This is a genomic window from Streptomyces sp. NBC_00316 (genome assembly GCF_036158715.1).
Taxonomy (GTDB): domain Bacteria; phylum Actinomycetota; class Actinomycetes; order Streptomycetales; family Streptomycetaceae; genus Streptomyces.
The window spans coordinates 2,903,460-2,924,800 of sequence record NZ_CP108023.1 but is presented as its reverse complement, the minus strand read 5'-3'; the positions used below and the strand labels follow the sequence as shown (position 1 = coordinate 2,924,800).

General features: G+C 69.4%; 15 protein-coding genes and 1 pseudogene. 8 read left to right on the top strand and 8 right to left on the bottom strand.

Annotated features, from left to right (window positions below; translation table 11 throughout):
* Positions 1-18: 18 nt before the first annotated feature.
* The 8 genes and pseudogenes from OG878_RS12875 to OG878_RS12840 all read left to right on the top strand — a co-directional run bounded on the left by OG878_RS12875 (position 19) and on the right by OG878_RS12840 (position 10,526).
* Positions 19-1,065 carry an ABC transporter ATP-binding protein gene (locus tag OG878_RS12875; protein WP_328886920.1) on the top strand — a complete coding sequence of 349 codons (1,047 nt, stop codon included), beginning with the start codon at positions 19-21 and terminating at the stop codon, positions 1,063-1,065.
* Positions 1,062-2,042, top strand: coding sequence for an ABC transporter permease (locus tag OG878_RS12870; protein WP_328886919.1), 981 nt, complete (start codon positions 1,062-1,064; stop codon positions 2,040-2,042). Before OG878_RS12875 ends, OG878_RS12870 begins: the two co-directional genes overlap by 4 nt.
* 4 nt (positions 2,043-2,046) lie before the next feature.
* Positions 2,047-3,024 carry an ABC transporter permease gene (locus OG878_RS12865; protein WP_328886918.1) on the top strand — a complete coding sequence of 326 codons (978 nt, stop codon included), beginning with the start codon at positions 2,047-2,049 and terminating at the stop codon, positions 3,022-3,024.
* Entirely contained in the window at positions 3,021-4,040 is a 1,020-nt protein-coding gene (locus tag OG878_RS12860; RefSeq protein ID WP_328886917.1) for an ABC transporter ATP-binding protein, read from the top strand. Before OG878_RS12865 ends, OG878_RS12860 begins: the two co-directional genes overlap by 4 nt.
* Before the next feature lie 28 nt (positions 4,041-4,068).
* Entirely contained in the window at positions 4,069-5,487 is a 1,419-nt protein-coding gene (locus tag OG878_RS12855; RefSeq protein WP_328886916.1) for a GH1 family beta-glucosidase, read from the top strand.
* A gap of 44 nt (positions 5,488-5,531) precedes the next feature.
* Positions 5,532-8,621 (top strand): glycoside hydrolase family 3 protein, encoded by a 3,090-nt coding sequence (locus OG878_RS12850; RefSeq protein ID WP_328886915.1) that lies wholly within the window; start codon positions 5,532-5,534, stop codon positions 8,619-8,621.
* An 84-nt stretch (positions 8,622-8,705) separates the two neighbouring features.
* A pseudogene (locus OG878_RS12845) lies at positions 8,706-9,096 on the top strand (TetR-like C-terminal domain-containing protein); the annotation flags it as partial.
* Between the two features lie 80 nt (positions 9,097-9,176).
* Positions 9,177-10,526, top strand: coding sequence for a hypothetical protein (locus OG878_RS12840; protein ID WP_328886914.1), 1,350 nt, complete (start codon positions 9,177-9,179; stop codon positions 10,524-10,526).
* A 151-nt stretch (positions 10,527-10,677) separates the two neighbouring features.
* Here the strand turns inward: OG878_RS12840 and OG878_RS12835 are convergent, their stop codons facing one another.
* From OG878_RS12835 to OG878_RS12800, 8 genes are all read right to left on the bottom strand, one after another.
* The gene (locus OG878_RS12835; protein ID WP_328886913.1) at positions 10,678-10,950 is read right to left on the bottom strand and encodes a hypothetical protein; all 273 of its coding nucleotides are present in this window, start codon (positions 10,948-10,950) and stop codon (positions 10,678-10,680) included.
* Between the two features lie 97 nt (positions 10,951-11,047).
* The gene (locus OG878_RS12830; RefSeq protein WP_328886912.1) at positions 11,048-11,137 is read right to left on the bottom strand and encodes a DUF397 domain-containing protein; all 90 of its coding nucleotides are present in this window, start codon (positions 11,135-11,137) and stop codon (positions 11,048-11,050) included.
* A gap of 681 nt (positions 11,138-11,818) precedes the next feature.
* Positions 11,819-13,096: an IS701 family transposase gene (locus tag OG878_RS12825; RefSeq protein WP_328886911.1), complete on the bottom strand. Its 1,278-nt coding sequence runs from the start codon at positions 13,094-13,096 to the stop codon at positions 11,819-11,821.
* Between the two features lie 52 nt (positions 13,097-13,148).
* A complete protein-coding gene (locus OG878_RS12820; protein WP_328886910.1) occupies positions 13,149-14,510 on the bottom strand; it encodes an SGNH/GDSL hydrolase family protein in 1,362 nt (453 codons plus the stop codon).
* 443 nt (positions 14,511-14,953) lie between these two features.
* On the bottom strand, positions 14,954-15,601 hold the full coding sequence (locus OG878_RS12815; protein WP_328886909.1) for a class I SAM-dependent methyltransferase: 648 nt from the start codon (positions 15,599-15,601) through the stop codon (positions 14,954-14,956).
* A 170-nt stretch (positions 15,602-15,771) separates the two neighbouring features.
* Positions 15,772-18,528: an alkaline phosphatase family protein gene (locus tag OG878_RS12810; protein ID WP_328886908.1), complete on the bottom strand. Its 2,757-nt coding sequence runs from the start codon at positions 18,526-18,528 to the stop codon at positions 15,772-15,774.
* Positions 18,529-18,532: 4 nt separating this feature from the next.
* The gene (locus OG878_RS12805; RefSeq protein WP_328886907.1) at positions 18,533-19,891 is read right to left on the bottom strand and encodes an ABC transporter permease; all 1,359 of its coding nucleotides are present in this window, start codon (positions 19,889-19,891) and stop codon (positions 18,533-18,535) included.
* Positions 19,888-20,829, bottom strand: a complete 942-nt coding sequence (locus tag OG878_RS12800) for an ABC transporter ATP-binding protein (protein WP_328886906.1) — start codon at positions 20,827-20,829, stop codon at positions 19,888-19,890. Before OG878_RS12800 ends, OG878_RS12805 begins: the two co-directional genes overlap by 4 nt.
* Positions 20,830-21,341: the final 512 nt, after the last annotated feature.

The window sequence follows — 21,341 nt, the reverse complement described above, 5'->3', positions numbered from 1 at the left end:
CGGGGAAACGGACCGGCCATGACCACCACCACCGATCAGACCGACGACATCGTGCTCGAAGCACGCGGAGTCACCAAGCACTTCCCCGTCCGCCGCACCGGCCGCGATCTCGTCGCACGTCATCGCCGCACCGTCCACGCCGTCGACGACGTCTCGCTGCAACTGAGGCGCGGCACCGTCACGGCCCTGGTAGGGGAGTCGGGCTCCGGAAAATCCACCGTCGCCCGGCTGCTCTCCCAGCTGTATCCGCTCACCGAGGGCGAGATCCGGCTGGACGGCAAGGCGGTGAAGGCGGGCCGTGGCCGGTCCTTCCGCTCGTACGTACGACAGGTCCAGCTGATCTTCCAGGACCCGTTCGCCTCGCTCAACCCGGTGCACACCGTGCGCTACCACCTCACCCGGTCGCTGAAGATCCACGGCCGGGAGGCGACCGGGACCGAACTCGCCGCACTGCTGGAGCGGGTGCAGCTCACCCCTGCCGCGCAGTACCTCGACAAGTTCCCGCACGAGCTCTCCGGCGGCCAGCGCCAGCGCGTCGCCATCGCGCGTGCGCTCGGCGCCGACCCGAAGGTCCTCCTGGCCGACGAGCCCGTCTCGATGCTCGACGTATCCATCCGGCTCGGCGTCCTCAACCTGCTGCGGGACCTCAAGGAACGCCTCCATCTGGCGATCCTCTACATCACCCACGACATCGCCTCCGCCCGCTACTTCGCGGACAGCACGCTGGTGATGTATGCGGGCCGCATCGTCGAGGGCGGCGACAGCGAGACCGTGACCCAGCGTCCCGCGCACCCGTACACCCAGCTGCTGATCGCCTCCGCGCCCGACCCGGACCGGGTGGTCGCAGAGGAGGAACAGGAGGAGGCCGGCAGCGGCGAACCGCCCTCACTGATCGCCCCGCCGGCCGGCTGCCGCTTCCACCCGCGCTGCCCGAAGGCGATGGAGCGCTGCCGCACCGAACTGCCGCCGCGCTTCGACCTGGCGGACGGCCAGTGGGCGGCCTGCTGGCTGTACGCCGACGACGCCACCGCCACCGACGACCGCGAGAAGGAGGCTGCGAAGTGAAGTATCTGCTGCAACGGCTCGCCTTCTACCTGGTCACCGCGTGGGCCGCGATCACCATCAACTTCCTGATCCCGCGCCTGATGCCGGGCGACCCGGTCCAGGCCCTCCTCTCCCGTTTCCAGGGCCAGCTCGACACCAGTGCCATCGACTCGCTCACGGCGCTCTTCGGCCTCGACAAGCACATGTCGCTCTGGGATCAGTACACCGACTACTGGTCGCATCTGCTCGACGGCGACCTCGGGCTGTCCTTCACGTTCTTCCCGACACCGGTCAGCGAGGTGATCAGTCAGTCGCTGCCGTGGACGCTGGCGCTCGTCGGTGTCACCACGCTGATCAGCTTCGCGCTCGGCACCGGCATCGGTGTCTTCACCGGCTGGCGTCGCGGCTCCTGGATGGACAGCCTGCTGCCCGTCACCACCTTCATCTCCGCCATCCCGTACTTCTGGCTGGGACTCATCGCCATCGCGCTGTTCGCCGTGAAGTGGCCGTTCTTCCCGGCCGCGGGCGGTTACGACAACTCGCTGGTGCCCGCCTTCGACTGGCCGTTCATCTCCAGCGCGCTCTACCACGCCGCGCTGCCGGGCCTGACGATCGTGCTCAGCGCCGTGGCCGGCTGGATCCTGGGTATGCGGAACATGATGGTGACGGTGTCCAGCGAGGACTACGTCATGGTCGCCCAGGCCAAGGGGCTCTCGGAGCGCCGGGTGATGTTCGGGTACGCCGCGCGCAACGCCGTCCTGCCCAACATCTCCGGCTTCGCACTCTCCCTGGGCTTCATCGTCGGCGGCACGCTGCTGGTGGAGATGGTCTTCTCCTACCCGGGCATCGGCTACCAGCTCTTCCAGGGTGTGGCTGCCAAGGACTACCCCCTGATGCAGGGCGTCTTCCTGATCATCACACTCTCCGTCCTCGCGGCGAACCTCCTCGCCGACGTGATCTACATGGTCCTCGACCCCCGTACCCGAAGGGAGGCCTAGGAACATGGCCGTCACCGCTGCCGAGGTCGCCGTACTCGACGCGACCGAGACCCCGGCGCCCAGCAAGCGCAGACTCCGCTTCCTGCGCGGCCGTAAGACCGTCATCGGCCTCGGGATCCTGCTGTTCTTCGTCGTGATCGCCGTCATCGGGCCGTGGATCGCCCCCTACGACCCCGACACCATGAGCAACGAACTGCTCCAACCGCCGTCCGGGGCGCACTGGTTCGGTACCACGCAGACCGGTCAGGACGTGCTCTCGCAGATCCTCGTCGGCACCCGCGGCGTCCTGGTCGTCGGCTTCGTCGCCGGGATCTTTGCCACGATCCTGTCCGTGCTGATCGGGGTCAGTGCGGGCTTCCTCGGCGGCACCGCCGACGAGCTGCTCTCGGTGCTCTCCAACGTCTTCCTGGTCATCCCGGGACTGCCGCTGATCATCATCATCGCCAGTCTCGTCTCCGACACGGGCGACCTCCTGATCGCCGGCGTCATCGCGCTCACCTCGTGGGCCTGGGGCGCGCGCGTCCTGCGCGCCCAGACGCTGTCGCTGCGCCGCCGGGACTACGTCGAAGCGGCGCGGGCCACCGGTGAGTCCACCTGGCGGATCATCCTCTTCGAGGTCCTGCCGAACCTGACGGCCGTCATCGCCTCCGGCTTCGTCGGCACGGTCATCTTCGCGATCCTCTCCGAGATCACCCTCGCCTTCATCGGCGTCGCCGACATCTCCAACTGGAACTGGGGGACCGTCCTGTTCTGGGCGCAGTCCAACCAGGCGCTGGCGCAGGGCGCGTGGTGGTGGTTCGTGCCGGCCGGGCTCTGCATCGCCCTGCTGGGCATGTCGCTCGCTCTGATCAACTTCGGCATCGACGAGTTCGTCAACCCCCGCCTGCGTACGGAGACCGGCGCGACCAGGAAGGTCCGGATGCGGGTCGGCTTCACCCCCGTGGCACGCACCGGCACCACGGAGAAGGAGACCCGCTCATGAGCGAGCCCGTCCTCACCATCAGCGGCCTGAACGTGGACTACGGGACCGGGGACGCCGCCGTGCACGCGCTGCGCGACATCGACCTCACCCTGCACCGCGGCGAAGTCCTCGGCCTGGCGGGCGAGTCGGGCTCCGGCAAGTCCACCCTGGCGTACGCCGTCACCCGCCTGCTCTCCCCGCCCGGAGTGATCACCGGCGGCGAGGTCCACTACCACCAGCGGGACGGCGAAACGCTCGACCTGCTGACCCTGACCGCCCCGGAGCTCCGCGCCTTCCGCTGGCAGGAGCTGTCGATCGTCTTCCAGGGAGCGATGAACTCGCTCAACCCGGTGCACACGGTCCACAGCCAGCTCACCGACGTACTCAAGGCGCACCGCCCGGAGATGAAGCGGGCCGAACGCACCGCTCGTGCGAAGGAGCTGCTGTCGCTGGTCGGCATCTCCGCGGACCGCCTCTCCGCCTACCCGCACCAGCTCTCCGGCGGCATGCGCCAGCGTGTGATGATCGCGATGGCCCTTGCGCTGGAGCCCGAGATCGTCATCATGGACGAGCCCACGACGGCCCTGGACGTCGTCATGCAGCGCCAGATCCTGCGCCAGCTGGTCAGGCTCCGCGAGGAGCTGGGCTTCTCGGTCGTCTTCATCACGCACGACATCTCGCTGCTCATCGAGTTCTCGGACCGGATCGCCATCATGTACGGCGGCCGGATCGTCGAGGAGGCCGGTGCCTCCGACATCTACCAGGACCCCCGCCACCCCTACAGCGACGGCCTGCTGCATTCCTTCCCGGCTCTGCACGGCCCCCGCCGCGAACTCACCGGCATCCCCGGCTCGCCCCCTCATCTGTCCGCGATGCCGGCCGGCTGCGCCTTCCACCCGCGCTGCGGCAAGGCCTTCGAACCGTGCGCCACCCAGGTGCCGGTCCTCGGCCGGCCGGAAGGGGACGGCTCCCGCACGGTGGCCTGCTGGCTGCATCAGCCGGCCCCGGCCCCGGCCACCGCCGCCCCCCGTTCGTAGCGACCCCACAGCACACCACAGGAGAACCATGAACCTCGTCATCCCCCAGGGATACGCTCGCGAGATCGCCGCCGAGCCCGTTACCGGACTGCCCGCCGACTTCCGCTGGGGCGTCGCCACCGCCGCCTACCAGATCGAGGGAGCGGCCGCAGAGGACGGCAGAACCCCGTCGATCTGGGACACGTACTGCAGGGTGCCGGGCATGGTCGTCCGCGGCGAGAACGGCGATGTGGCCTGTGACCACTACCACCGGATGCCCGAGGACGTGCAGCTGATCGCGGACCTGGGCGTCGACACGTACCGCTTCTCGCTCGCCTGGCCGCGCATCCAGCCCGGCGGCCGGGGCCCGGCCAACGCCAAGGGCGTCGACTTCTACAAGCGGCTGATCGAGGAGCTGGAGTCCAAGGGCGTCACCCCCTGGATCACCCTCTACCACTGGGACCTCCCGCAGGAGCTGGAGGACGCGGGCGGCTGGCCGGCCCGCGACACCGCCTACCGTTTCGCCGAGTACGCCGCCCTCGCCTACGACGCGCTCGGCGACCGGGTCAAGCACTGGACCACGCTCAACGAGCCCTGGTGCTCGGCCATGCTCGGCTACGCGTACGGCAACCAGGCGCCCGGCCGTACGAACTTCGGCGAGGCGATCCACGCCGTCCACCACCTGCTGCTCGGCCACGGGCTCGCCTCCCGGTACATCCGCGAGACCGCCGCCGCCCGCGGCAACGACCTCGAGCTGGGCATCACGCTCAACCTCGGTACCGCCAGCCCCGAGACCGACAGCCACGAGGACGCCGAGGCCTGCCGCCGCGCCGACGGGCTCGGCCGCCGCCTCTACCTGGATCCGATGGTCAAGGGTGCCTACCCCGAGGACGTCATCGCCGACCTCGCCCTGCAGAACGTCGAACTCCCGGTCCAGGACGGCGACCTGGAGATCATCTCGACCCCGCTCGACGTCCTCGGCGTCAACTTCTACCGCGGCACGCTCTTCTCCGGAGTCACGGAAGAGGGGTCCCCGGTGGACGCCGACGGCCTGCCGGTCACCCGCGGCATCGAGCGCGACCTGCCGCGTACCGCCATGGACTGGGAGATCACTCCCACCGCCCTCACCGACCTGCTGGTGGGGCTGGAGAAGGACTACGGCATCCCGACCGTCATCACCGAGAACGGCGCCGCGTTCGACGACACCGTCTCCGAGGACGGCGAGATCCATGACGCCGACCGCACCACCTACCTCGCCGACCACATCGCCGCCGTCGCTGCGGCCCGCGCCGAAGGGGCCGATGTCCGCGGCTACTTCGCCTGGTCGCTGATGGACAACTTCGAGTGGTCCTACGGCTACGACAAGAGGTTCGGCATCGTCCGCGTCGACTACGACACGCAGGAGCGGACGCTCAAGGACAGCGCCAAGTGGTACCGGGACACCATCCGCCTCACCCGGGACGCATAAGACCGACCGCTGCGACAGAAGAATCCGTGCCTGAAGGAGCCGCAATGCCACCACGTATGCGCCAGCACAACCGGCACCGGGCCAGACCGACGACGGCGGCCCTCGCCGCCGTCACGGTCCTGGCCGGCCTGCTCGCCGGAGCCGTCCCGAGCGCCACCGCGGCCACCGCGGACGACCCGGCACCCGTCCTCGTCGACCGCTTCGAGGGCGAGGTCCCGTTCGCCAACCAGCCCGCCGACGGCATCTTCACCTGGGGCGGCGACTCCGACGACCCGCCCACCCTGGCCCTGAAGGACCGCGCCGACGCCCCCGAGGGCGCCAAGGTCCTCGAAGGTACGTACAACATCAGCGGTTACGGCGGGCTCAGCCACGACTTCGCCGCCGACCGGCCTGCCCACGACTGGTCGGCCCACAAGGGCATCCGCTTCTGGTGGTACGGCCAGAACAACGCCCCGCTGCCGCCCGGTTCGGGCAAGAGGATCAACTTCGAGATCAAGGACGGCGGCGCCAACGGCGAGGCGTCCGAGTTGTGGACCACGTCGTTCACCGACGACTGGGAGGGCTGGCACCAGGTCGAGATCCCGTTCACCGACTTCACGTACCGCACCGACTACCAGCCCGTCGGCGGCATCGACCAGGTCCTCGGCCTCGATGCGATGTGGGGCTATGCCGTCACGCTGCCGACCGGGGCCCCCGGATCGTTCGCCATGGACGGTGTGGAGCTGTACGGGAAGGCCGACGCGGCCCTGAAGGCGAGCGTCGTCACGGACGCGGCGGTCCGTACGGTGAAGGAGGGCGGCACGGCGGACATCGATGTCTCCGTCGCCACCACCGGCTCCGTACCGATCGAGGAACCCGTCACCGTCGCGTACGAGACCAAGGGCGGCAGCGCCGAGGCCGGCACGGACTACACCCCGGTCAGCGGCACGTACACCTTCCCGGCGGGCACCGCCTCCGGCACCACCCACCGGATCTCGGTCGCGACGAAGAAGGACGGCGCCGCCGAGTCCGCGGAGACGATCCCGCTCGAACTCACCGTGACCGGCGCCAAGCCGCCGAAGGAGAACCCGCAGGTCGTCATCGACGCCCACGGCCTCCCGTACCTCGACCCGAAGCTCCCGGTGAAGAAGCGCGTCGCCGACCTCCTGTCCCGGATGTCGCCCGCCGAGAAGGCCGGCCAGATGACCCAGGCCGAACGCAACGCGCTCAAGTCGCAGGGGGACATCGCCACGTACGACCTCGGCTCGCTGCTCTCCGGCGGGGGCTCCGTCCCGACGCCGAACACGCCCGAGGCCTGGGCGAAGATGGTCGACTCCTACCAGCTCCGCGCGCAGGCGACCCGCTTCCAGATCCCGCTGATCTACGGCGTGGACGCGGTGCACGGGCACAACAACGTCATCGGCTCGACGATCATGCCGCACAACATCGGCATCGGCGCCGGCCGCGACCCGAAGCTCGCCGAGAAGACCGGCGCGGTCACCGCGAGCGAGGTCCGCGCCACCGGCATTCCGTGGGACTTCGCGCCCTGCCTCTGCGTGACCCGCGACGAGCGCTGGGGACGTTCCTACGAGTCGTACGGTGAGGACCCGGCGCTCGTCGAGTCCATGGAGACCGTCATCCAGGGCATGCAGGGCAGCGCGTCCGGCAAGGACCTGCACCGCAACGACAAGGTCCTGGCCACCGCCAAGCACTACGTCGGCGACGGCGGCACGGAATTCGGCTCGTCCACCACCGGTTCGTACACCATCGACCAGGGCGTCACGAAGGTCACCCGGCAGGAGCTCGAAGCGGTCCACCTCGCTCCGTTCGACGAGGCGGTCAAGCGCGGGGTCGGCACGGTCATGCCCTCGTACTCCTCGCTGGACATCCTCGGCGACGACGAGGGCCCGGTGAAGATGCACGCCAACGCCGAGATGATCAACGGTGTGCTCAAGGACCGGATGGGCTTCAAGGGCTTCGTCATCAGCGACTGGCAGGCCATCGACCAGATCCCCGGCGACTATGCGAGCGACGTCCGTACGTCCATCAATGCCGGACTCGACATGATCATGGTCCCGACGGCGTACCAGGACTTCACGAGGACGCTGCAGGACGAGGTGACCGCGGGCCGGATCAGCCAGGCCCGGATCGACGACGCGGTCACCCGCATCCTGACCCAGAAGTTCCAGCTCGGCCTCTTCGAGAAGCCGTACGCGGACACCACGAACATCGGTCAGGTCGGCTCGGCCGCCCACCGGGCGGTGGCCCGGGAGGCGGCGGCCGAGTCCCAGGTGCTGCTGAAGAACGACGGCGCGGTGCTGCCGCTCAAGGCGTCCCAGAAGGTGTACGTCGCCGGATCCAACGCCGATGACATCGGCAACCAGGCCGGCGGCTGGACCGTCAGCTGGCAGGGCGCGTCCGGAAAGACCACCACGGGTACGACGATCCTGGACGGCATCAAGAAGGACGCCGCCTCGGCCACGTACTCCAAGGACGCCTCCGCCTCCACGGACGGCTACGACGTCGGTGTCGTGGTCGTCGGTGAAACCCCGTACGCCGAAGGCATCGGCGACGTCGGCAACGGCAACGACCTGGAGCTCACCGCCGCCGACAAGGCCGCGATCGACAAGGTCTGCGCCGCGATGAAGTGTGCGGTCCTGGTCGTCTCCGGCCGCCCGCAGCTCATCGGCGACCGGCTCGGCGACATCGACGCGCTCGTCGCGTCGTGGCTGCCCGGCACCGAGGGCGACGGGGTGGCGGACGTGCTGTACGGGAAGCGCGCCTTCACCGGACAACTGCCGGTCACCTGGCCGAAGTCCGAATCGCAGCTGCCGATCAACGTCGGCGACGCGGCGTACGACCCGCAGTTCCCGTACGGCTGGGGACTGACCACGCTGAAGAAGGCCCCGACCGGTGGCGAGCTGACTCTCGCCGCGCTCACGGTCGCCGCGCAGATCGCGGAGAAGGCCGGACTGGGCAGGACCGCGGCGGGGAAGGCGATCGTCGACCAGGGCAGGCTGCTGGTGCAGCAGAAGACCGGCGGAAAGTTGACCGCGGCGGTGTCCAAGCCGTTCGCCGACGCGGACCACCTGCTGCTCACCGGTGATCTGACCGGTGCGCTGGCCAAGCTGAAGGCGGCGTACCGGGCCGCCTGAGGCGCACAGAAGTCGGTGGCGGGCCTTCGGGGTCACAGAGACCCTGAAGGCCCGCCCGTGTCCGTGGACCCGCGCCGGTGTGCGGGGCGGTCAGGACTGGCGCTGCGACGCTGGGCCCTGGAGGACCCGCAGCGCTACTTCCTCGTGTACGGCACCCCGGTGCCCGGATACCAGGCGCCGCAGGACGTCACCGCGATCGCGTCGGAGATCATGTCGACGCTGCTCGACGCCTGCATCGCCGCCGGAGGAGGCCCCGACAGGCGAGGAAGCCGCCCTCGACGCGTATCTGGAGGGCCACCGAGGCTGGACCGCCGGCCACCAGGCCGCTCGACCCGCCACCCTGCGCCGCGCCCTGGCCTTCTGGAGCCGACTCCACGGCCTGCTCTCCCTGGAACTGGCGGGCCACTTCGCCGGAATGGACCTGGACCCGGAGTTGCTCTTCGAGGCCGAGGCACGCACCCTGTTCCCCCGCTGAACGGTCCTGGGCGTGCAACGGACGCCGGATCGGCGCGGCGGGGCGGAGCAGGAGTCGCCCATCTGGGTTAGCTTCGATATATGCGGAACAGGTTGTTCTCCGCCCTGCTGGCCGGCCTGCTGCTGATTCTGTCGGCAGCCGTGCTGGCCATGGCCCCCGCTGCGCCGAGCGCCACCACGATCAGCGACGTGGCCCGGGCACTGCGCCAGGGCCCGGTGTACGTCGATCCGGCGGCGGCGGACCAGTTGTCCGCGCGTCAGGCCGACGCCCTGACCAAGAAGATCAAGGACGCGGACAAGCCCGTCTTCGTGGCCGTCCTGCCCCAGAGCTCCGCGTTCCCCGAGGCCACGGTCCTGCGCACGCTGCGCAACGACACCGGGATCACCGGCGTGTACGGGATCCGGCTCGGCGACACCTTCAAACTGGGCGCCGACCGGTCGGTCATGCCCGCCGCGGCCCGCCAGAATCTCTCCGCGGCGCTGCAGGCCCCCGGCACGAATGCCGACGCCCCGACCCAGCTCACCGCCTTCGTCGACCAGGCCGTCGCCCAGGCGCGCGGCCACGCCCCCGCCTCCTGGAGCGGCGGTTCGACCGACACGGGCTCCGGCGTGACCGCACTGATCGCGGTCGGCGCGATCGCCGTGATCGGCGGCGGGGCCGCGTACACGATCGTCCGCCGCAACCGCCGCCGCAAGGCGGAGGAGGAACGGGCGGCGCTCGACAAACTGCGGGTCGTCGTGGACGAGGACATCACCGCATACGGCGAGACCCTCGACCGCCTCGACTTCCACCCGGCAGAAGCGGGCGCCGACGACGCGATGCGTGCGGACTACGAGAGGGCACTCGACTCGTACGAGGACGCGAAGTCCCGCATGGACAAGGCCCAGCACCCGTCCGACGTGCGCGGGGTGACCCAGGCCCTGGAGAACGGCCGCTTCTCCCTGGCCGTGCTGGAGGCCCGCCGCACCGGCAGCCCGCTCCCGGACCGCCGCCCCCCGTGCTTCTTCGACCCGCGCCACGGCCCTTCGGTGGCCGACGCGATGTGGACCCCTTCCGGCGGTGCACCCCGTGAGGTCCCGGTCTGCGGCGCGGACGAGATCCGGCTGCGCGACGGCGAGGACCCGCTGAGCCGCACGGTCGACACCGGCGACGGCCGCCGCCCGTACTGGGAGGCAGGTCCGGCATACGGCCCCTGGGCGGGCGGCTACTTCGGCGGCGGCATCCTCCCCGGCCTGCTGATCGGCACCCTGCTCGGCTCGACGCTGGCGTCCCCGGCCTACGCGGCGGACTACGGCGGCGGCGAATTCGACGGTGGGGACTACTCGGGCGGCGACTACTCCGGCTCCGACTTCGACGCGTCCGACTTCGGGGGCGGGGGAGACGGCGGGGGCTTCGGCGGTGGCGGCGACTTCGGTGGCGGCGGCTTCTGAGAGCCGGCGACCTCGGGAGGACCGGCGCCGCGCACCGATCGACCGGAGGGCGCCCGCGCAGCCGCTTCGCCGCGGTGGCGGACGCCCTCGGTTCTCCCGGACTGAGCGGGCCGCCCGGGCCCGGGCGGCGCATCAGTGAGGGAAGCTGCTGTTACAGGTCCTGCTCGATCTGCATCTCGCGGACCCTGTCGTCACGCTGCGTCTGCTCGTTCTTGATGACGTAGGTGGCCGCAGGTCCGTTACCACTGACCTGCTTGATCTCGCCCTGACACTTCTTGTTCTGGTCGTCGCGGTACTCCACGCGCTGGCCTTCGAGGTGCGGCATTGTCTGGTTCTCCTTCTCGATGCAATCCGGCAGGGGGCGCTCCGCCCGTTCGGCGAGAGCTGCCCCGTGCGGCGCCCGCTTCTGAACGCGGTGCGCCATGTCAGATCACACCGAGTTGCCACGACCAGCGACTCCAGGGAGCCCATTGGAGTCAAAGACCGCGTCACGGGGGCGTGATGCCGCTGTCGGCTTGCGATCAGAACGTGGTGCCGAGAAAGGATGTCCAGGAGGAGGGAGCGACGGTGAGGGCGGGGCCGTCGGCGATCTCGGCGTCGCGGATGTGCACGCGGTGGGGTGGGTGGCGACTTCTGCGCAAGCGCCGCCCTGACCGTTGCTGCAGCTGGACTTGAGCCGGTCGGGGGTGGCGAGGCGGGAGTCCGGATGCGCTGCGCGGGTCATGTCTCTCCCCGCAGGTCGTCCAACAGGCGCACGTTCTTCTCGGCGGAAGCGCCTGCGAACCACCGATCCACGGCAGTGACTTGTCCGCATGGACGAGCCAACTCAACTGCCTTGCCTCCGCCGGGCGTTCCATCGACGTGAGCGCAGGTCCGTGCCGCTCGTACGGAACTTCGCCGGAGCGGGCAGAGGGCCTGCTCCGTACCGAGGTGCACGACAGCGGGGGCGAACACACCCGGCCCTCCGCACCCGGGACGGAGCCGGATGCGGAGGGCGGGGGCTGCTGCTGGTGGTGGAGCGCGCCGACACGTGGGGTGCGGGGGCGCGGAACCCCGGCACGGCGGTGCGATGCGATTTCGCCGTGGGGGTTGCGCCTGGTGCTGAGACCGGAACGGTTTGCCGGGAAGCTCGCGGCGAGGTGCCGTGCCGGGCGGCGCGAGCCGGTGAACCTTTCCGGTCACAGCCCTAGTAGGACTCCGTTAGGTTGCTCTGGCTCTTGGGTTCTGGCTGGTGGTGGTGGCTGTTCTGGGCAGGGGGCGGTGGCAGGTGGTGCAGATGCCGGTCCAGCAGTTCAGCAGGTCCTGGATGGCGTCGAGGATCTGGTAGAGGGTGAGTCCGCTGTATCGGCTTTTGGGGACAGTCGCTGTTCGGTGAGGAACGCGTGGGCGGCGGTGACCAGGGTGACGTGGTGATGCCACCCTGCCCAGGAACGTCCCTCGAAGTGGTCCAGGCCGAGGCCGTGCTTGAGTTCCCGGTAGTCGTGCTCGATGCGCCAGCGGATCTTCGCCAGGCGGACCAGTTCGGCCGTCGGGGTGTCCTGGGGCAGGTTGGACAACCAGTAGTCGGTGGGTGCTTCGGCGTCCTCGGGCCATTCGACCAGCAGCGTGACCTCGGGCAGGACACCGTCCCAGCTGCCGTGCCGCTCGGTGGCGGCGCTCTGAGCCAGGCGGCGGGCCTTGACTCCGGCGGGCCGCACCCGCAGCGCCAGGAAGTGCGAGCGCATCGGTCCGCGGGAGCCTTCCCGCCAGGTCACCTCGGTGAAGGCCTGCCGCCCATGGCCGGTCGCCAGCACGGCCACCGGGGACGGCTTGTCCCGGTAGCGGGGTTGAGGCTTGCGGCCGTTGCCCGGCCAGGGCCGCGTGACCGGTTTGGCCTCGTGCGGGTGGACGGTCACATCCGAACGGACCGCCACGACATATCCGATGCCCCGGCCGTCCAGGCCGTCGCGGAAGTCGGCGTTCTGCCCGTATCCGGCGTCGGCCACCACCACCGGCGGCACCAGACCCCACCCGGCCAGCTCGTCGAAGGTGTCCAGGGCCAGGCGCCACTTCTCCCGGTGCCCGACCTCCTGCGGTATCCCGGTCTTCTGCCGCCGTCCAGCGTCGTGCGCCCACTGCTCGGGCACGAACAACCGCCACTGCAGCGGACAGGACGCAGTGTCGGAGACCGCGTGCACGCTCACCGCGACCTGGCAGTTGGCCTGCTTGCCCAGCGCCCCGCAGTACTGGTGCGCGACCGCCACCGACATCCGGCCGTCCTTGGGGAACGACACATCATCGACCGCCCAGGCATCCGGGCCGATCAGCGGCACCATCCGCTCCGCAATCCGCCGCCGCACCGGCACCGGATCCCAGGTGGACTGGTTCACGAACTGCTGCAGGTTCTGCTCGTTGCCGTCCGGCAACCGCTCCGCCATCGGCTGGATCGACTTACGCCGCCCGTCCAGCATCAGCCCCCGCAGATAACAGTCACCCTTCGCCCGCTGATCCTTCCGCGGCACCGACGCGAACACGTCAGCCACGAATAACGCCAACTTCGCCCGAGCACGGTTCACTTCGTATGCGTCCACACCCCCAACATGCCCCCAAACAGGACCGCGAGACAGACCTAACGGAGCCCTACTAGTTGAAGCCGAAGTTCCTGGGCAGCGGCTCCTGTCGGAACAGGTGCGCGGGGACGGCGTCGGCCAGGGCCTTGTAGCCGGCCGGGTTCAGGTGCAGGTGGTCGCCGTCGTCGAACGCGGGGAGGATCTGCAGCGGCTTCTGCGGGTCACGCGCCGCGCGGTCGAAGTCGACCACGGCGTCGAACCGGCCGCTGGTGCGAATCCACTCGTTGACCGTCTGCCGGGCCTTCTCGCGGTAACCGTCCGGATCGTCGTAAGCGGTGTTGCCCCCGAAGGGCGTCAGCGTTGCCCCGTACACCCGGATGCCCTGGGTGTGCGCGCGGACGATGATCTGGTCATAGGCCGCGATCAGATCGTCCGCGGTCTGCTTCTGGGCGGCTTCCGAGGCCTCGGCCGTGCCGATGTCATTGACGCCCTCGAAGACGAGCAGCCAGTCGACACCGCTCTGCGCCAGCACGTCGCGGTCCACCCGGGACAGGGCGTTGGGGCCGAGACCGTCGTTCAGTACGCGATTGCCGCCGGCCGCCTGGTTGAGGATCGCGGTCCCGGCCGTGTCCGGGCGCGACTGCAACCTGGTGAGCAGCTGGTCCGGCCAGCGGTTGTTGGTGTCGGTGGTGGAGCCCCGGCCGTCGGTCAGGGAGTCGCCGAGCATGACGGCCGCGGAGGTGGAGGCGGGGGACCACACCTCGACGCCGCTCAGGAAGTACCAGTGGGCGGCCGATGCCGCACCGGTCAGGTCCGCATCCTCGACATGGTTGCCGGTCTGCATATAGGACGTCGTCCGGGAACCGGGGTGCGAGGTGATGCTGTTGGATGCCTGGCCGTCCGCGAGATAGATCGTCACGGAAAGGTTGGACCCGGGCTCTAGGCCGAAGTCCAGCGGATCGGAGACGATTTGCGAGCCCACCGGAATGACCGCGGACGGCCGGCCGTGGAAAGTCACCTTCCGGGAGGTCTTCGGCTGGATGGCACTTGCGCCGGCCCGCCCGTCGACGGGAAGTGCGACCGAGACCGCGGTAATGGGCAGTGCCGCGCCGCCGAAAGCGTTGGAGAAGCGCAGTCGCATCTGTTCGCCGCCGACCGACATATGGACGGTCTGCCGTAGCGTGCTGTCGGCGAGGACCCGATTGTCCTGCGTGAAAGGTGCGGGCGGCATATTGCTGGGCTCGGTCAACTGCGGCATCGAGGTCCAGGTATTGACCCAGTGCTTTTTCGCCTGCTGAGCTTTTGCGTCGATGACGAGCCCGGATGCGCTGCGGGCGCCCTCCGTGTCCACGGCTCCCACGGCTGAGGCCGTCGCCACGGTGGCGGCGAGCGCCACTGTCACGGCCAGGCCGGCGATCGAAAACTTTCGAGCCATGGACTCTGTCCCCTCCGTCAAAATGATCCATGCACGCTGTGGCGGTGACGGTAGGCGGGTCGGTTACTGGGTGTCAAGGAGTCGTGTACGAACCGACTCGGTCGATCGGAGGAGCGAAACTTTCGAGCGTCGGAAAAATTGGGGCGATACGACGCAAGGCGTCTGCCGCCCAACTGCCGGCCTGTCAGTTGGTTGTTGCGGGGGCATCTCGGGTGTGTGGACCACGAAGGGCCGGGGCGGTCCATGTGCCGAGCGGATCGGCGGCGCCGACCGGTCCGCAGCGGTTTTCCGGGAGGCAATGCGGTGCATTCCTGCGACGTCGCGGACCAGGTAATCACTCGGGCCGCGAACGAATTCTGATGATCAGACGCATCGCGTCCTGCACCTCAGGGCGGCGCACATCCACGCCGTCCCGGAATCGGCAGCACGCCGACCTTCGACCGTTACGAATTCGCCGGCTTGCGCACCAGAAGACAGGCATGCGGAGATCGCGTGTTCTCCGATTGGCGAATCAGTCGGACATGTACCACCAGCCCGGCACAGGTTGCCAATTCGGCGATACGGTCGGGCGGCAGCAGATAAACGTCGAGAGACATTTCGTGGCCGCCGTATCCGGAATTCTTGCGCCGCCGTTCGTCCCCTGTGTGGAAGCCGAGCAGGAGATGTCCTCCGGGGGCCAGCACGCGGTGGAACTCGGCGAACACCGCGGGCAGCGCGTCCGGCGGTGTGTGGATGATGGAGTACCAGGCGACGACGCCGCCGAGTTCGCCGTCCGCCGGCTCCAGGGCGGTCATCGTCCCGATGTCGAACCGCAGGCCCGGGTGGTCCCGCCGGGCGACCTCGATCATCCCCGGCGACAGGTCGACACCGAAGGCGGTCAGCCCGAGCGAGCACAGGTGCGCCGTCACATGGCCGGGTCCGCATCCCACGACGGGGCCGCCACCGGCGGACCGTACGAGTTCGGCGAAGGCGCCCAGCATCGCGCGACCCAGCAGGTCGCTCTCGAACGCGGGACGCACGATCTCTGCGTAGTCGACGGCGACGGTGTCGTACGACGTCCGGGTTTCGCGCAGATGGGACGGCTCGGTCACGCCGCAGACCCTACTGCTGCCCTACGCGAACCTGCTGTCCCACCGCCGAGGAACGGAACGCCGAGCCCCGCTTGCCACCCGGCGGGGGAGGGGAAGGGCGGGCGGACAGAAGAGGGGCCCCCGGCCGGCGGTGACGCCGGCCAGGGGCCCCTCGACGCGAACAGGCCGTGTCAGCCGTCGGACTCCGGCGACGGGATGTAGGCACCCGGCACGTCCTCCGGCGCGAAGACCTTGTCCTCGCCGGGGTACGGCTTCGTCCACTCGTGCGTCTGGTACCACGTGAGGTGGTTCATCTGCGCGGGGTTGGCGAAGTCGGGCACGGCGTTGGGGCCGGTCAGCCGCTGGTGCGACTTCCAGGTGTCCCACTTCGCCGCGACCGCCTGCTTGGCCGCCGGCACCTTCGCCGACGGCACCGGCGCCGCACCGGGGTCCTCGGGCGCCGGGGTGTCCAGGCCGCAGGCAGGCGGAGTCGCCAGACCCGCGGTCAGAGAGGTCCGGTTGGGCAGCGCCTTGAACGGCCGGAAGTCGGCCTTCTTGGTGAACGCCCCACGCATCGGGGTCGCCGCACTGTCCTTCTGGTTCATCGGGTGGATCCCGAGGATCTGCTCGATGGTCCGGATCATCGTGATCTGCGAGTAGTAGTGGCTGTCGACGGTGCCGTGCTGGGCCCAGGGGCTGATGATCTGGATCGGGGCACGGTGGCCGTCGACGTGGTCGAGGCCGGCCTGGGAGTCGTCCTCGACGACGAAGATCGCCGAGTCCTTCCAGTACGGGCTGTGCGAGATCGTGTCGACCATCTTGCCGACCGCGAGGTCGTTGTCCGCGACCTGAGCGGTCGCGTTCGCCGGACCGCCGGTGTGGTCGCTGGAGAGCCAGAACATGTTCAGGTTCGCCGGCCCGTTCTTCTCGAAGTCACGCTTCCAGATCTCGGCCCGGTAGATGTCCGGGACGCTGGTGTCGAACTTCGGGAAGCCGTGCACCGACACGTCGTTGAGCGACGGGATCGGCGAGGACGAGTCCAGACGGTAGGCGGTGTCCTGCCCGGTCGCCTCCATGTTCTTGGTGTCGCAGTAAAGGTTCTGCCAGCTCGAGCCGGACGGCTTGGCCAGGAACTGCTGGAACTCGCCGAAGTCCCGCACGGACTTCCCCGCCGCCTGCGCACCGGTCCAGATGAAGCCGGTCCGCTGGTGGCCGAGAGCGTCGTCCTCGGTGTCGTAGCTGCGCAGGTACTCACCGGCCGAGGACTCGGTGTACTCCGGATTGTCGGCCTGCATCAGCCAGTTGTGCCCCTCGGCAGAGTTCGTGCCGATGTCGTACGTGTTGTCGTACAGCCCGAACTGCTGGGTCAGAGCGTGCTGGTTCGGCGTCACGTTCTCGCCGAACTGCGCCAGCGACGGGTCTCCGTTGCCCTGCGGGATGTCACCGAAGACCTGGTCGTAGGTCCGGTTCTCCTTGACGATCAGGAAGACGTGCTTGATCGTCGAGGGGTCGCCGAGCCGGGCCGGGACCGGCACCGGCTTCGCCTTGCCCTTCCCCTTGGCCAGCGAGACCGCACCGCCGGTCCAGCCGTTCTGCTTGAAGACCTTGGCGGTCTCGGACTTGATGGCGCGGTCGTTCGGCAGCGTGAACTGCTGCAGGCTCGACGTCGTGTCGTGGGTGGCGTGTCCGGCGCTGTTGGTGGGGCGGCGGGCGTCGATGCCACGGGTGTTGGAGACGACCACCTTGTTGCCGACGGTGGCGATCTCCGCGGGGAAGTAGTCCGTCGGGATCAGACCGACGTAGCTGACCGGCTCCTGCGGGGTCGTGTACCGGTAGACGGCGACCGCGTTGGCGCGGCCGAGCGTCACCAGCAGGTGGCCGTCGTCGGTGAGCGTCACCGCGTCGGGCTCGTAGCCCACGGACGCTTCAGGCCACGGCTGGGTGGCGATGGTCTGCACGACCTTGTCGCGGTGGGTGTCGATGACCGACACCTCGTTGGTGGCGGTGTTGGTGACGAACAGCGCCCCGTTCTTGGCGTACAGGGCGGTCGGGTGCAGACCGACGTTGATGCTCGCGACGGCGGCGGCCGGGTTCGCCAGGTCGATGACGCTGACCGTGCCGGTGGTGGTGGCAGCGGTCTTCGGGTCGGCCGGCACCTGGGTGTTGTATGAGTTGATCGTGGTGTCGCCGGCCTTCGCCGGACGCCCGCCCTCGTTGCTGACGTACAGCTTGGAGCCGACCACGGTCACGTCACGCGGGGCGTTGCCCACGGACCAGCTCTGCTGGATGGCCCCGGTCGCCGCGCTGATGGCGACCACCCGGTTCTGGCCGTTGACCGCGGAGTACACGGTGGAACCGTCGGCCGAGAACACCGCCTCGCCGACCAGTGCGTGCTTGGGCCCGTCCGCCGGGATGCTGACGGACGTCGGGTCGGCGACGCTGCCGTCCGCGTTCACGGTGAACCTGGTGTAGCCGTCGGTCTGGCCCAGCCACAGCTGGGAACCGTCGGGCGAGTACGTGGGGCCCTCCTGGCCCACGCTGTTGCTGCTGATGCGCGGCGTCGACGACGCGGAGTTGCTGACGAGCTGCTGCACCTTCCAGCTCTTCAGGTCCACGATGGACAGCGCAGCCCCACCGTCGGTGACCGAGGCCGCGAGGTGGGTGCCGTCCGGGCTGACCGAGGACGACATGATCTTGCCGTTGTTGATGACGAGGCGGTCACCGTACGGCGCGATGTACTGGTCGCTGGAGATGACCTGGCCCTGATCGGTGATCTGGCCGACCTGCTCAGTGCCGAACTGGTGTGTCTGGGCAAAGGCGGTGCCGGTGACAGCCAGGGCGACAGCGCTGACGCATGCCGTTACCAGCGTGGTCCGGCGGCCTATGTTTCTACCGAGAAGGACGAAATGCTCCTTCTCGACACGCCTGCGGCGGCGTGTTACCTGCATGGGGTCATCCCTTCGAAGTGATGGCGAGCAGTTCGACGTTGCCGTCGAACTGCCAGAGTGGGTTCGGTGCATCCCCGGTCGGGGTCCGCACCAGGAAGTAGCCGTTCACTTCCTTCGGTCCGTCGCCATCGGCCACGAACCGCCCGTCTGAGGTGGCGTCGAGCTGGTAGATGGCCGTTCCTGCGGCCTCGACGCCGGGGAGATGCCAGGTGACGACGCAACGCCAGTCGTTGCCCGGCCCACGGGCGGCGACCTGGCCGGCGCCCTTGTTGCACGCCGCCGTGACCCGCAGCTGCGCCTCGGTGACATCGGGGCGGTTGAGCTGCTCGGTCTGGATGCGGTAGAGGTGGGCGAAGGCCGTGGCGACCGACCGCTGGACCTTGTCCTGCTCGATTCCGGAACCCATGGACGGCGTCGTCACGGCGACGACCGCGACCGTGAGGGCGCCCAGTCCGGCCAGCGGCAGGAGCCCGGTGGCGATCGCCCGGCGCCCGGTGCCGTCGTAGGCCAGATCGGTGAAGTCGCGCCGCAGGAAAAGGAGGTAGGCCAGCGCCGTCGCGATCACGGCCCACACCAGGCTCACCGCGATGCCGATCAGGAGCGGGCCGACCTGTGCCGGGCTGGTGAACAGACCGTTCCAGGCGATGAAGGCGTAGCCGGGCAGGGCGAGGCGCACGGCCACGGGCAGCGGCAGCATCTGGGCGAGCTGCATCACGAGCGCGACGAGCGCGGGCAGCAGCAGCCCCATCGGGGACCGCCCCAGGGCCACTGACCCGAGCAGTCCGATCGCGGCGAGGGCCACCGTCGGGGCGAGCGCGCACACCCAGGCGAGGAGGACCGCACCGGCGGTCTCCGAAGACGTCAGCACGTGGCCGTCGAGTCCGACCAGCGGTTGGTTGCCGACCGCCAAGATCCCGCCGACCGCGCTGGAACACGCCATCCCCGCCACGAGCAGCAGGATGACGGTGAGGCTGGCCAGTGCCTTCGCCACGAAGATCCGCCGAGGCGACCGGACCGCCACCAGCAGGTGGCGCCAGGTGCCGAGCCGGTCCTCGGAGGCGAATACGTCGCCGGCGACGAGCGAAGTCAGCAGCGGGAGCGCCCAGGTGCCCGCGAAACCGAGCACCACCAGCGAGCCGGCCCACCCCGTGGCGTGCATCCAGCGACCGAAGAGGGTATCGGAGGGGAGCGAACTCTGCTGGCTCACCGCGGCGACGAAGAGCGCCGGTGCGATCCAGCAGGCGATAACCAGCAGACGGACACGCCACTGCGAGACCAGTTTGAGCAGTTCGAAGCGGTAGCCGCGCGTCACCGAGACGGGGTGGACCCTGGCAACGTTGTCGTGGGTGAGGGTCGCGGTCATCGGTCGGCCTCCTGCTGCTCGGTGAGGGCGAGGAACGCGGCTTCGAGCGGCGACACCACGGGGGCGAGTTCGCGCACCGCGATACCTCCCTGCACGAGCCGCACCACCAGTTCGTCGAGGGCGGGCACCAGCGCACGCACGACGAGCACCTCGGCGCCGTGCCATGTCCCGGCGTCGTCGACGACGCCGATCCCGGCCGTGTCGGCAGCCAGCACGCGGGCCGCCTGCGGGTCGGAGGTGAGCAGCCGGTAGTCGAGTTCACGGTTCTCGGCGGCCAGTTTGCCGAGCGGACCGGAGAAGACGATCCGTCCCGTGGCGAGGATGGTGACCTCGGAGCACAGTGCCTCGAGGTCGTCCATGCGATGGCTCGAGAGCACGACGGCGGTCCCGTCCGCCGCGAGCCGGGTGAGGACACCGTGGACGTGCTTCTTCCCGGCCGGGTCGAGACCGTTGGAAGGTTCGTCGAGCACGAGCAGCCGGGGCTTGGTGAGCAGGGCGGCGGCGAGCCCGAGCCGCTGACGCATGCCGAGGGAGAAGCCACGGGCCCGTTCGTCGGCGACATCGGTGAGCCCGACCTGGTCGAGCACGTCGTCGATCCCCGTCGTCCGCGCGTCACGGCCGCGGAGAGCGGCCAGCGCGGCGAGGTTCTGCCTGGCGGTGAGCGAGGGGTAGAGACCGGGCCCGTCCACGAAGCCGGCGACGCCGTCGGGAGCGGCGAGCGACCGACAGACCGGCCTGCCCAGGATCTCGAGGCGACCGCGGTCGGCGACGGCCAGGCCCAGCAGGAGGCCGAGCAAGGTCGTCTTGCCGGCGCCGTTCGGTCCGACCAGGCCGTGGATCTGCCCCTGTGCCAGGTCCAGGTCGATGCCGTCGAGTGCGACGACATCGCCGAAACATTTGGTGATCCCGCGAGCCCGGATCGCGATGCGTGTGTCCATGAGCCCCTTCTTTCGAACCCTTCAGGGACCTTAGGGACGGCACACGACGCAGGCGGGGGCGGCTGATTGAACGTTCATGGAACAGGAGGCGACGGGCATCCAATGCGCCGATGCCCCGCGGCCGTTGACAGGCCGGCCGACACCTTCCGACGGCCGGATCGCGGAGCATGCCGGGCTGCCGGACACCTGCGATCGCGAACATCGCCGCAGGCCGGATCGTGATCGCGAGAAGGCGTCGGCCCGCCTGGGGGCATGGAATGGCCGGTATCGAGGCGGAGTTGGGCAATGCGTGGACGCAACGAGTCCGTACGGCGCACCGTGCCCGCAATGCGGTGCGTCACAGCACGAAGCGTGTCCGGGGCGCACGGTGCGGGTGCCGGAGCGGCGTCGAGGGCGGCGGGTTCTGCGTCACCCCGACCTCTTCGACAGGCCCGTCGGTCTCAGATCAGCGGCGCTCGTCGCGCATGTGAGGAGCCATCGGGCACACGTGCGCGCGCAGGCGCGAGGATGAC